The 12,525-nt window shown below is 37.8% G+C and carries 12 protein-coding genes; 2 read left to right on the forward strand and 10 right to left on the reverse strand.

Translation table 11 applies throughout. The features are described from left to right. Positions 1–58: 58 nt before the first annotated feature. Positions 59–1,834, reverse strand: a complete 1,776-nt coding sequence (locus tag HMPREF3279_RS04125) for a ShlB/FhaC/HecB family hemolysin secretion/activation protein (RefSeq protein WP_070868175.1) — start codon at positions 1,832–1,834, stop codon at positions 59–61. Positions 1,835–2,016: 182 nt separating this feature from the next. Beyond that, entirely contained in the window at positions 2,017–2,358 is a 342-nt protein-coding gene (gene imm45, locus HMPREF3279_RS04130; RefSeq protein WP_049373792.1) for an Imm45 family immunity protein, read from the reverse strand. Positions 2,359–2,922: 564 nt separating this feature from the next. Between imm45 and HMPREF3279_RS04140 the strand changes: the two genes are divergently transcribed. Next, positions 2,923–3,600, forward strand: coding sequence for a helix-turn-helix transcriptional regulator (locus tag HMPREF3279_RS04140; protein WP_049384239.1), 678 nt, complete (start codon positions 2,923–2,925; stop codon positions 3,598–3,600). Positions 3,601–3,646: 46 nt separating this feature from the next. Here the strand turns inward: HMPREF3279_RS04140 and HMPREF3279_RS04145 are convergent, their stop codons facing one another. From HMPREF3279_RS04145 to HMPREF3279_RS04165, 5 genes are all read right to left on the reverse strand, one after another. After that, positions 3,647–4,861 carry an aromatic amino acid transporter gene (locus HMPREF3279_RS04145; protein ID WP_070868176.1) on the reverse strand — a complete coding sequence of 405 codons (1,215 nt, stop codon included), beginning with the start codon at positions 4,859–4,861 and terminating at the stop codon, positions 3,647–3,649. Between the two features lie 163 nt (positions 4,862–5,024). Beyond that, on the reverse strand, positions 5,025–6,401 hold the full coding sequence (locus HMPREF3279_RS04150; RefSeq protein ID WP_049365086.1) for a tyrosine phenol-lyase: 1,377 nt from the start codon (positions 6,399–6,401) through the stop codon (positions 5,025–5,027). A 511-nt stretch (positions 6,402–6,912) separates the two neighbouring features. Continuing rightward, positions 6,913–7,425, reverse strand: coding sequence for a hypothetical protein (locus HMPREF3279_RS04155; protein ID WP_049370041.1), 513 nt, complete (start codon positions 7,423–7,425; stop codon positions 6,913–6,915). Further along, positions 7,415–7,657, reverse strand: a complete 243-nt coding sequence (locus tag HMPREF3279_RS04160) for a hypothetical protein (protein WP_049370040.1) — start codon at positions 7,655–7,657, stop codon at positions 7,415–7,417. Before HMPREF3279_RS04160 ends, HMPREF3279_RS04155 begins: the two co-directional genes overlap by 11 nt. Before the next feature lie 58 nt (positions 7,658–7,715). After that, positions 7,716–8,168: a hypothetical protein gene (locus HMPREF3279_RS04165; protein ID WP_049370039.1), complete on the reverse strand. Its 453-nt coding sequence runs from the start codon at positions 8,166–8,168 to the stop codon at positions 7,716–7,718. 234 nt (positions 8,169–8,402) lie between these two features. On the opposite strand from HMPREF3279_RS04165, the gene HMPREF3279_RS04170 reads away from it, so the two are divergent. Further along, entirely contained in the window at positions 8,403–8,705 is a 303-nt protein-coding gene (locus HMPREF3279_RS04170; protein WP_049373789.1) for a hypothetical protein, read from the forward strand. An 88-nt stretch (positions 8,706–8,793) separates the two neighbouring features. On the opposite strand, the gene HMPREF3279_RS04175 is transcribed toward HMPREF3279_RS04170, so the two are convergent. From HMPREF3279_RS04175 to asd, 3 genes are all read right to left on the reverse strand, one after another. Continuing rightward, positions 8,794–10,248: a DASS family sodium-coupled anion symporter gene (locus HMPREF3279_RS04175; RefSeq protein WP_070868177.1), complete on the reverse strand. Its 1,455-nt coding sequence runs from the start codon at positions 10,246–10,248 to the stop codon at positions 8,794–8,796. Positions 10,249–10,418: 170 nt separating this feature from the next. After that, the gene (locus tag HMPREF3279_RS04180) at positions 10,419–11,354 is read right to left on the reverse strand and encodes an alpha/beta fold hydrolase (protein ID WP_070868178.1); all 936 of its coding nucleotides are present in this window, start codon (positions 11,352–11,354) and stop codon (positions 10,419–10,421) included. Positions 11,355–11,408: 54 nt separating this feature from the next. After that, positions 11,409–12,524, reverse strand: coding sequence for an aspartate-semialdehyde dehydrogenase (gene asd, locus HMPREF3279_RS04185; RefSeq protein WP_005699320.1), 1,116 nt, complete (start codon positions 12,522–12,524; stop codon positions 11,409–11,411). Position 12,525 lies beyond the last annotated feature (1 nt).

A 12,525-nucleotide genomic window follows, 5' to 3' on the forward strand; every position in this document is an offset into this window, starting at 1 on the left:
TTTAAAGTTTTAAATTCTGTTTGGTTTTAATCAATTTATTCATCTAAAAGCGTGAGCATTAAAAACGGTAGCTCACATTAAATCCGGTTGTCACATGACTAGTTCTAAATCCTTCCGGTTTTTTAATTGGAACACCCACAAAATAATCATAGTTAATGCCCCATAATTTACCGCGAAGTCCAATTGCACCACCCATTAAGCTGTCACCAATTTGAAGCTCTTCTTGGCTAGAGTGCACCTTGCCTCGGTCTATTCCTAAATAAAGCTCATGTCCTTTATTGGCAATATTCCAACCGAGCTCATTTCGCCATAACCAACCTTTTTCACCGGAAAGTGATAGCTCACCATCAAATCCGCGTACGGTATAACGACCACCAATACTCAATTTATCTTGTTGGGTTAAAGGTGTGCCGTTCCATTGTCCATTCCAACTGGTGTTAAAGCGGAAAGGTTGATTGCCGATAGTGAAAGGATAGGTAAAATCAATGCCTGCAGTAAAAATCTGCATGCGAGAAGTGCCTTCACCAAATTCTTCTTCCGGTGCTGGTAAGGATTTATTCCCACCCGTACCACGTTTATAGTTCGCAAACAGTTGTAAAACAGTTTCACCAATGTATTGGGTGTGATTAAGCCCCACTTCCCAACCTGCTGTTCGACGACGTTGCACTTCAATTTCGGTGTCATTAATGTAGTTATGAGATTTTTTCGTCCATAACGCGGCATTCACATAGGTTTTATGAAGACTTCCACGAGTTAATAAGCGACTTAAATTCGCTTTCATTTGTTGGCTTTCACCCGAATAGGTGTAAGACTCAAATGCGCCCGCTACCGTTTGGTGATAAGAATATTTTGAACCGGAAAGCGTTAAGAGATAGTTCTTCCAAGGAATGGAATAATAGAGACTGACATTTTTACTGCCATAATCGCCTTCCGCATCATCGCTATCACGTTTAAAGCTGCGTGTACCACTGATATAGAACATATCATTAAGTGTTAGCACGTTATCCCAAGAAAACGTAGCTGAACCTTGTAAACGACCCGTAGCTTTACTGCCTGAGTCATCTAGTCCCAAAGTTAAATGAAAAGGTAAGCTTTGCTTATAAGCAATCACCACATCGGTTTCACCCACTGCATCCGTTGGCACAAGCTCCATATTCGCATCAGCACTCGGTACACGTTTTAAGTTTTCTAAACCTTGTTCAATATTGCGAATATTTAATATATCCCCTTGCGCCATTGGCATAGCAAACCATAAGGTACCACGGGTGGCAAACGGAATCGCACTTTGGTCTTGTAATTGAATACGACCTACTTTACCCGGAATCACAGTGAGTACGAGCATACCTGAACGTAAATCCTGTGGCTCCACCACCACGCGTGTCGTGACATAACCAAAATCAATTAAACGATTTTGAATACGGCGAAGTAAGACGTTAATCCCCTCAGAACCAATACAAGCCGGCAGCGTAAAATCACGCTCAGCATAAACCGACTTCAATGCCCAAGAGAATTGGCTTGGTTGGATTAATTTAAGGGAAGAGGCTGATGAATTTTCTTCTTCAGCTTGATAATCGGTCAGCACCAATTGATTGATAGGAAAACATTGTGCTTCATTCTGTGGAAAGCCACGAGAGGCTTCTTTTTCACCCTCTAAACGCACATTCGCGGATTGCGTTTGCTGGGCTAAAATAGCCGCATCTTGTTCAGCTTGTTGCCTCTGTTGTTTGGCATCGATTTGTTTTTCTACATCTGCATTTGGTGAGCTTGGCGCCGCCAACGCGAAAGAGGAAATAAATAATAAACTAGAAAGAAAAGAGCGAGATAAGTTCTTCATTATACTTCAGAGATTAAGTTATTGATAAATCTGCGATATGATATCAAAACTTGTTTTAAAATTCTATAAACTCATATTCTCAATAAAAAAGTGCGGTCAGTTTTTAAGAGGTTTTAAAACTCTTTGAAAATTGACCACACTTTATATCCAACGATTTATTTTATGTAAGTTTAATCTAGACATTAGAATGGAAGTATTGAATCATTTTTTGATATAAAAACTTTGTCACACTCTTTGTTTAGATATAAATAATCATATATGTTTTTTTCTATCCAATTCTTATCTAAAGAATAAATCGCATCTTTTTTAAAAGCTTCTTTAGGAAAGATGAACGCTATTTTTCCAGCCTTATAACCAGATATAGATAGCAACCCTAGCGGTCTATCAACATCCTCTGTTTCAAAGATGATAAAGTCCACGACTCGATCTGTGTAATAATTCTCCCCCTTATTCTGGATAAAAACTCTAAATATATCTCCAGACCATAACAATTCATCTTCATATTCTTCTAATAAATAAAACATTGTCATACCTTAATCATCTCATTCTTGCATCATCAGTAAGCCATTAATATTTATTATCACCTAAAGAATATATTAATAAAAATAAAACAAATAGAGAGCCCCATATTTTTAAACTAAAAAACAAATGCTCCTTACTTACAAAAAAATCACTCTGATCAACATTCCCCGTGATAAACCACGCATTTATATAAAAAATAAGTTGTAGAATGATAGTCATCAAAAAAGATCTTTTTAAAATGAGTAATAAATATCTCATGCCTACTTCTCCTTTTATTTTAATTCATCATGTGCTTTAGTAATCATCTCGTATGTAATAATCCTTAATAATGAGGATACAAGCTTTAGCATTTCTTACAAGATTCACTTGAAGTGTCTTAAAGATAAAAATCCCAACACCAAAGAATATCACAGAAGTATTGTCTAACCATATCCTCTAAGCGTTATAAGATTCACTTAAAGTAAAACACCACAGATAACCTGCCGTTTTTTACAATATATTTGCTATAAAAAATAAGCGGTTATAGAATACCTATAGCAAGCTGAAATTAATGAGATTAAGTTGGTATGAATAACGTACAAAAGAAATATTTTATTGGCCTAACCCATTTTTTGGGAAATGTTCTCGGCCCTAAATACGAAGTCGTATTTCATTCTTTTGATAAGAATAAGGCTCATATGGAAGCCATTGCGAATAGCCACGTTAGCGGGCGGACTCTTTCCTCTCCACTTAGCTCTTTTGCTTCAAGTTTGTTGCAGGATAAAGTGTATTTAGATAAGGATTTTATCTTTAACTACAAAGCCGTGGCAGATTCCGAAAAGGTCATTCGAGGTGCAACTTATTTCATTAAAAACGGGGATAAATTAGAAGGCATCCTTTGTATTAATCATGATACTTCTGAGTTGGTTGATGTGATGACCAAATTAATTTCACTGGAAAACCTTGGAAACTTCGTCAATATTTTAGGTATTGATGCTGCCTTTGCTGACGTAGAAGAGGCCGAAATAATTAATAAAGAAAAACTCGAAAACTCCATCGAAGATATCCTTTGTGAATACCTTGATTTCACTCTATTACACTCCGATAAACCACTCAGCTTAAGACAACGGGAAAACGCCATTAAAGTCTTATTTGATAAAGGTATTTTCAATATCAAAGGTGCCATTCCAATGGTGGCGAAATATTTGAAAATCTCAGAACCTAGCGTATATCGATATCTTAAAGCAATCAAAGAGAAAGCATAAAAAAGTGCGGTTAAAATTAACCGCACTTTTTATTTTAATCGTGTTATTAACCCACTACTTCAGGCAATACACCTAATTTAATGAGGAATGGGATACTCACGATAATAATCCCTAAAATTGAGACAAAGAGTAGAACCCCTGAACCACCCGGCACACGATAAGGTAAGTTTGGATGTTGATGGCGAGCTTTCCAAACCAATGCTGCTGGCAATACCACTGCATAGAAAGCAAACATTTGTCCTGCATAACCTAATGCAAGGATGAAACCTTCTGGATAGAAGAATGCAAAGAGCAATGGCGGAAGGAAGGTTAAAAAACCTAAACTTAAACGGTTTGCAGAAAAATTGAATACACGTTTTAACAAGTCGTCAATACATTCTAGTAAACCGAGTGCGACCCCTAAGAATGAGGTAATCAGTGCTAAGGCAGAGAAGATTTTCACGACAGCCGCAATAATGGTGCTGCCTGTAATCACTCGAACGGCTTCAATCAATCCATTTAATGTTGGATCTTGATTAAGGATTTCTAAGAATCGGCTTTGACTTAACACGCCATGAGTAGAAAATTGCCATAAAAGATAACCCACTAATGTGATTGCAGAGCCCACAATAATAGAAAATCTTAAGGCTTTTACATCACCTTCTAAGTATTTATTTAAGCAAGGAATTGAGCCGTGGAAACCAAAAGCGGTAAAGAAAACCGGGCTAGCCGAAATCAATAGCGCTTTATCAATTGGCATGGCCATTAAGTTATCGATTTTAATTTCTGGAATCATCAATCCAAGCACAATAAATAAAGCCGCAATCATCGCGATAAATAAGAAACGATTTAAGGCATCCACAAAGCTTGTGCCAATTGCTACGAAGATACCAAAGAAGATCGTAAATGCCAGGATAGAACCTTTCATTTTGAGATCAGGCGTCGCAAAATCAGGTAAAGTTGAAGCAAGAATTGCACCACCACCGGTTACATAGGCGGAAAGTAATGCATAAAGGAAAATCATTAATACGCTAGTTGCGACAATTCGTCCTGGTCGACCAAAATACTGTGCGGCAAGCGTGCCAATACCAGCATCATGTTCAGCAGTTTGGTAAACCTCAACAAATAATAATGCGCTATAGGTGAGCAGAATCCATAAAAGAACAAGTAGAACAACTGTAAACGTGAAACCTATTCCTGCAGAGGTGAGAGGCATGGCAAGCATCCCTGCCCCAATCATCGTCCCTGAGGTAATCAAGGTACTTCCCAATGTTTTGTTCATAAGTTTTCTCCTTTCCGATTATCGTAGAAAGGCTAGTCACTTCCTTATTTGACAATACATCAAACCACAATGTCATTAGAATGTTTTCGCATTTTTCTCATTAACCAAATATTTTTTAGATACAAAAAGCCCTTACCCCGTTACTGAGGTAAGGGCGGTAGGCCTATTTTTGTTCAAAACGTGCAGTGAAGAAACGTAATTGTTTTGGTTCATACACGAAACGAAGCCCTTTAATATCCTCTTTATGTTTGAATAAGTGGATAATACCATCAGCAACTAAATCCATGTGTGCATAGGTGTAAACACGACGCGGAATAGTAATACGTACAGTTTCAAGTTTTGGATGATGGTTTTCGCCAGTTTTGATATCACGACCAGCTGAAATAATACCACGTTCCATTGTACGCACACCGCATTCAACATAGATTGCTGCCGCTAATGCTTGTGCTGGGAAGTCTTCTTCTTGTTTCAAATGTGGACAGAAACGACGTGCATCTAAGAACACCGCATGACCACCAATTGGTTCTACAATCGGTACACCCGCTGCTTTTAATTTTTCACCGAGGTAACGTACTTGTTTAACACGGTGTTCAATGTACTCTTCCTGAGTTGCTTCTTTCAAACCGATCGCCATCGCTTCCATATCACGACCAGCCATACCACCGTAAGACGGCATACCTTCGAACACAACAACCAATTCTTTCGCTTTCATGAACAATTCTTCATCATTCATACATAAGAAACCACCGATATTGGTTAAGCAGTCTTTTTTACCACTCATTGTACAACCATCTGCATAGCTGAACATTTCTTGAACGATAGATTTGATTGAACGATCTTGATAGCCTGGTTCTTGTTCTTTAATGAAATAAGCATTTTCAATACAACGAGTTGCATCGTAGAACACTTTAATGCCGTGTTTTGCGGTTAATTCACGAACAGCTTTCATGTTTGCGATAGAAACCGGTTGACCACCAGCTAAGTTTACGGTTACCGCCAAGCACACATAAGCAATATTTTCAGCGCCTTTTTCGTTAATTAATTTTTCTAATTTTTTAACATCAATATCGCCTTTAAATGGCACATCTAATGTCGCATCATGCGCTTCATCACGAATAATATCGTAGAAAATACCGCCATTGGCTTCTTGGTGGAAACGTGTAGTGGTGAAATACATATTACCTGGTACGTATTGACCCGGTTTAATCGCGATACGAGAAAGAATATTTTCAGCACCACGACCTTGGTGAGTTGGCACAATATGTTTGAAACCAAATAAGTCTTGAACCGTTTCTTGTAAATGATAGAAGTTGCGGCTACCTGCATAAGCTTCATCACCCATCATAATACCGGCCCATTGACGGTCACTCATTGCATTTGTACCACTATCGGTTAAAAGGTCGATATAAACATCTTTTGAATCAAGTAAGAAGGTATTGAAGCCTGCCGCTTTCATTGCTTTTTCACGTTCTGCTTTTGGTAAGATTGAAACAGGTTCAACACTTTTAATACGGAACGGTTCTGCTGGATAGTATGCCATAATAAATCTCCTATTATGTTAGGTTTAAAGTCCATGATTATTAACCCGCTACTAAAAACATCTATCATCGAGTTGCAAGCATAGTACTGAATTTTTTTCTGCAATACTGTGATCAAAGTCACAAATCAATAAAATTTTATCAAATTTATAGAAAATTATTTTTATTTGATAATTTTATATCAAAAATCATAAACATACTGATTATTAGAGCAATTAAACAAGCGAGTTGGACTAACCAGTTTTCTCAATAGGACAAGCAGATATGGGAATGGTGTTGTAGGCGGGATTGCTATGAGAGGGCAATATTTCGACAAAAGAAGCATCAAAAATACAAAAAAGTGCGGTCAGTTTTTGAGGGGTTTTAAAACTCTTTGAAAATTGACCGCACTTAAATTATCAATACTTCAATAACTTCTTCAGATGTATAGTTTTTTAGATAGATACAAGCACGCGTCAGGAGACACGCCTATCTGGGAGTGCCAATAATAAATTATTCACATACTCCACCTTACTAAAAATCCCCCTCTTCTATAACCTCAATAGCACCACATCCTATAAATAACCATCTTAATGTTCCCGATAAAAATGGATCATCTAGAACTTTAGTTGCAAATAAAAAGTGGTCTTCATCTAAAATAGTTGCTCCCCACCAAAACCAGCTTCTATCTATAGGATCCATAAGAAATATCCAGTTATCAAAAGTCCAATCGTCCTCTCTTTTTCTACAAAAAAAACCAAAAATATCAAAACGGCTTTTAACTTTTTTAAAACCATTAATAAATTTTATTGGTAATATTTTTTTCCAAGCTTCTACATCGTCCCATTTAGACTTAGTATATAAATCATATTGATAATTGACCTTTAATAACACATCTCTTGCTAATCTCATTACCTCATTGGCATTACCATTGCACCTAATAATAAAATTCATCCCTAAGCCCTCTTGATAAGTGGGAAGACCATTACTTTCAAGACGAAGCCTTTCTTCTAAGAGATGCCTAAAAAAAGCATCATTAATTCCCATTTCTTCCCCTTTTTTTCTTTATTTTATTAGCAATGTTTTTTTCTTCTTTTTTTAGATAGTTTCCAAAAGATATAACTAATATCATAGAAAAGAAGAAAAAATGGAATATATACTTTATAACAAATGAAATTTCTGCAGGATATCCTCTTAAATACATCATTATAGAAAGTAACACTGTCATAATAATTGAAGAAAAAAAAGCCTTTTTAAGAATAGCAAATATATTCATCATTACTTATTCTCCATTATTTTTGCTATCCTTCGTCGCATGAATCAAGGATTCATACATTCTATCTTGCCAAGTTAATAATATCATTGTAAAAGTCAATTATATCTTTTGTTTTTACTATCCATTCAGATATCTTAAAACCATCTTCATTTAAGACCTCTCGTTCATTTACATATTCATTGATTTTAGACGCATCAAATTCTGGGAAATCATCTACAAATATTATCTTATTTTGAACATAAGAATTTTCCCCATCATAATAAATAATCCATGCAGAAATAAAATTTAAAGATTCTGGCTTATGCATAGATGTAATAAGTACTGAATGTTTCTTTTTTTCTATCCCATCAGCTATGGATGTAGCCCAGCTCTTTTTATATTCTTCAATGCCCCAGTAGTCTATTGGAATATGCAATTCTTCTACATATTCACCCAAAGAGATCGAGGCCAAAACATGCATTCCATTTTCATTATTAATAGACACGCCTTTATCTTTAAAGAAAATACCAAACATTATTAATCCCTAACTTCAATTAGTTAAAATAGATTTTACAACATCTGACTGAATCACTAATTAAACCTCTCAACAATCATACCAAAAATTGCTCATTCTTAAACCAATTGAACAAGCCATTTGAACTAACTAATTTTCCACATAGTCAAAGCAATCGTAAAAGGAATGCTTTTACACGCCGGATTGCATAAGTGCTTAGGCAAGCAATCCCGACAAAAATAGAGGAGTAGATTTATGAAATCTAAATTGATGAAAGGGTTAGTGATTGTTGCATTAGCAGGAAGCTTAACCGCTTGTGAAATGGACAGACAACAACGTCATACTGCAACAGGTGCAGCAATCGGCGGCGTAGCCGGTGGTTTATTAGGTGGAGATATTGCCACAACACTCGGCGGCGCAGCATTAGGTGGTGTAATCGGTAGTCAAGTGAACAAAGGCGGAGACTACGATGACAGAGAATATCGCCATCATAAAAAACATAAAAGACATCATCACCACAGAAGACATCGTGATTGGGATGATGACTGGGATGATTAATTCAAAATACAGATAAAAATGACCGCACTTTTGTGATACAAATCAAAGTGCGGTCGTTTTTTTAGGGATTTTTATGAATTAATAGGGATTACCACCAACCGAGTAGTTTCATCCATAATCCACCTACACCAAACCAAATGACTAATGAAAGGATGGAAACAATAAAGCTCACGCCCCACCATTGACCGGTTGAGTTATAACCTGAGCCGTATAAAGCTGGACCAGGGCCACCAGCATATTGCGTTAAACTCATGGATAATGTTGAGGTGTAACCTAAACCAATTGCAGCAATGATTGGTGGTGTACCCACAGCGATAGCCGCTGCCACGAAAGCGAGATACATTGCGGAAATATGCGCCATGGCTGAAGCAAAGAAATAGCGGGTATAGAAATACACCAAAACTAAAATAGTAAAGGCAATTGGCCAGCTGAAACTACCCACAGATGAAGAGATGTGGGTAGAAATCCAAGTGATTGCACCGTATTTGTTAAGTGCATTTGCCATCATCACCAATACCGCAAACCAGAACATCGTATCCCATGCGGTGGTTTCTGCTACGATATTTTTCCAGCTCATAATATTGGTTAATAATAAAATCACTAAACCGATAAACGCTGAAATTGTTGCAGGGATATGGAAGACTAAATCACCCACTGTCCAAAGGAATAAAAGAAGGATAAAGTCTAGGGCAAGAATCCATTCCGCTTTGCTCATTGGGCCCATGCTTTTTAATTCTTCACGTGCCATTTCTGCCATTTTAGGCGTATCTTTTAATTCTGGCGGATAAATTAAATACACGAAATAAGGCAAGACGATTAGGCTCACAATACCAGGTACGATCGCCCCTAAGAACCATGTCATCCAAGTGATTTCTACACCTTGGCTTTTCGCGAGTTCTGCAATTAACGGGTTACCCGCCATGGCGGTTAAGAACATGGTACAAATAATGGTATCGATTTGAGAGACAGCAATCGCTAAGAAAGCACCTGCACGACGAGCAGTTGGACCAGGTTTGGACTCATATGCATCAGCAATAGATTGCATAATAGGGTACATAATACCGCCCCCACGCGCAGAAGCCGAAGGAATACCCGGACCGATAACAACATCAGCCAACGCCATACCATAGGCCACACCCATCATTTTTTTACCAAAACGACCAACGAAGTACAGCGCGATACGTTTACCTAAACCGGTTTTAATCACCGCTCGAGATAAAAACATGGCAATAGCAATCAACCAAATTGTGCCGTTCGCAAAGCCGGATAACATGCCGACATCACCTTGTTTTGGTGAAATTGGTGTAAGTCCAGTCAAACCACTAATCACCAAGGCAACTAGCGTTGCTGCACCCATAGGCATTGCTTTAGCGATAATAGCCACAATGGTTGCCACAAACAGCGCTAGCATTCCCCATGCTTTAGCGGATAAGCCTTCTGGTGTTGGGATCAACCAAATCCCTAAACCAACGATGACGGCAATCAGCAGCCCTTGCCATTTAAAGCCAAGTTTGACTTCTACTGCTGGAATTTTACTTTCCATAGGATAACTCCTGGATAAATGAACAAAAAAATAATTCATCACGTATAACAACCGTGACGCAATCGATTAAATAGCAATCACAAAGATACCACTTATTTGGTATGAGTAAAGATTTAAGCGATGTTTTTAATAAAATTTGATGAAAACTTGATGCAGATTAAAAAATAACTTTAAGAATGAAGAAATTGATTCACGTGTTCAAGTACGGCTTTTCTCACGTTATCCTTTTCAAAAAGGATTTCATGTTTTGCTTGAAGTACAAGCATGGATACTGCATGCGGAAAAAGTGCGGTCAATTTTTCAAGATTTTTGTTATCCACAATTTTTTCTTTTTCCGCTTGTAAAATAAGCACAGGTGTTTCCACTCTTGGAATGATTTTAGGGAGCGCTTTGATTGCATTTAAACACAAATGTACCCAACGGAATGTCGGGCCACCTAAGTGAATAGCAGCGCGTTTTCGATTAACTCGGTTCATCCATTTCATTCGTGTTTTAGAATGGCTAAGTTCATTAAGGTTTAAATCTGCCGGTTTGTAATGTCCTTTGCCAAAAACATAGCGATGACCTTGACCAAATGCCATCATCGTTGCAATGATGACTTCATCTCGTAACGGATGTTTCATGGGAACACCAAAGAAAGGCGAAGAAAGCACGGCCTTTTTTATCTGATGATCGTAATTGGCAAGATAATAGGTGGAAATCAACGCGCCGAGGGAATGTGCAAGAATATATTGCGCTTGATAAGCATAAAGTGCGGTCGTTTTTTCAATGATTTTTGCCATATCATCGGTATAAAAACGAAACTCATCTAAATGCCCTTTTTGAGGAATAATACGCTGTGAATAGCCTTGTCCTCGATGATCAAAAAGCAAAACATCATAACCTTGTTGGTAAAAGTCGTAAGACAACTCAGTCCATTTCAGCATATTTTCTGCTCGGCCATTCACCAAAATCATCAATTTTCTGGCCGCACTTTCAGGCTGAACCAAATGACGATAAGCTAATTTAATATTTCGTTCACCAGAAAGATATTGCGTCGGAAATTGCTCAAAAAAAGGCAATAACTCTGCAAGGGCAAATTGATGAAAATGAGGTTCTCTGATCATAATTTTCTAATGAAAAGGGCGTAGTAAATACGCCCTTTGTAGTGAAAGTAAAACTTACGCTACCAATTGTTTTAAGATACGACGAACTGGCTCTGCAGCCCCCCATAATAATTGGTCACCTACAGTGAATGCCGCTAAGTATTCTGGACCCATTGCCAATTTACGTAAACGACCAACTGGTACGCTTAATGTACCTGTTACTTTAGCTGGGGTTAATTCACGTAATGTGGTTTCTTTGTCGTTTGGAATTACTTTCACCCATTCATTGTGAGACGCTAAAATTTGTTCGATTTCTTCTAACGGTAAGTCTTTTTTCAGTTTGATGGTGAACGCTTGGCTGTGGCAACGTAATGCACCGATACGTACACATAAACCATCAACAGGAATTGGATTGTCACTTAAACCTAAGATTTTGTTAGTTTCTGCATAACCTTTCCATTCTTCTTTAGTTTGTCCGGTTTCTGGAAGAAGTTTGTCAATCCAAGGGATTAAGCTGCCCCCTAATGCTGCACCGAAGTTATCCGTTGGGAAGCTATCAGAACGCATTTCTGCAGTCACTTTACGTTCAATATCTAAAATAGATGAAGCAGGGTCTTTTAATTCGCTTGAAACCGCTTGTTCTAATAAACCCATTTGTGAAATCAATTCACGCATATTTTTTGCGCCTGCACCTGAAGCCGCTTGGTAAGTTGCGACAGATACCCATTCCACTAAATCTTTTTCAAATAAACCACCGATAGCCATTAACATTAAGCTCACGGTACAGTTACCGCCTACAAAAGTTTTGATGCCTTTTTTCAAGCCTTCAGAAATTACGTGTTGATTTACTGGATCAAGCACGATAATTGCATCATCTTTCATACGTAGTGCAGAAGCGGCATCAACCCAATAACCATCCCAACCTGTTGCTTTCAATTTTGGATAAACTTCATTGGTATAGTCGCCACCTTGGCAGGTCACGATAATGTCTAATTTTTTGAGTTCATCAATGTCGAATGCATTTTTAAGCTCACCCGCCTCTTTTCCTGCAAACACAGGCGCTTTTTGACCTGCTTGAGAAGTGGTGAAGAAAACTGGATTAATATTGGCAAAATCTTGCTCTTGCACCATACGATCCATTAATACGGAGCCGACCATTCCGCGCCAACCGATAAAACCGACGTTTTTCATG

Source organism: Haemophilus sp. HMSC71H05 (assembly GCF_001838635.1).
Taxonomy (GTDB): Bacteria; Pseudomonadota; Gammaproteobacteria; order Enterobacterales; family Pasteurellaceae; genus Haemophilus_D; species Haemophilus_D parainfluenzae_R.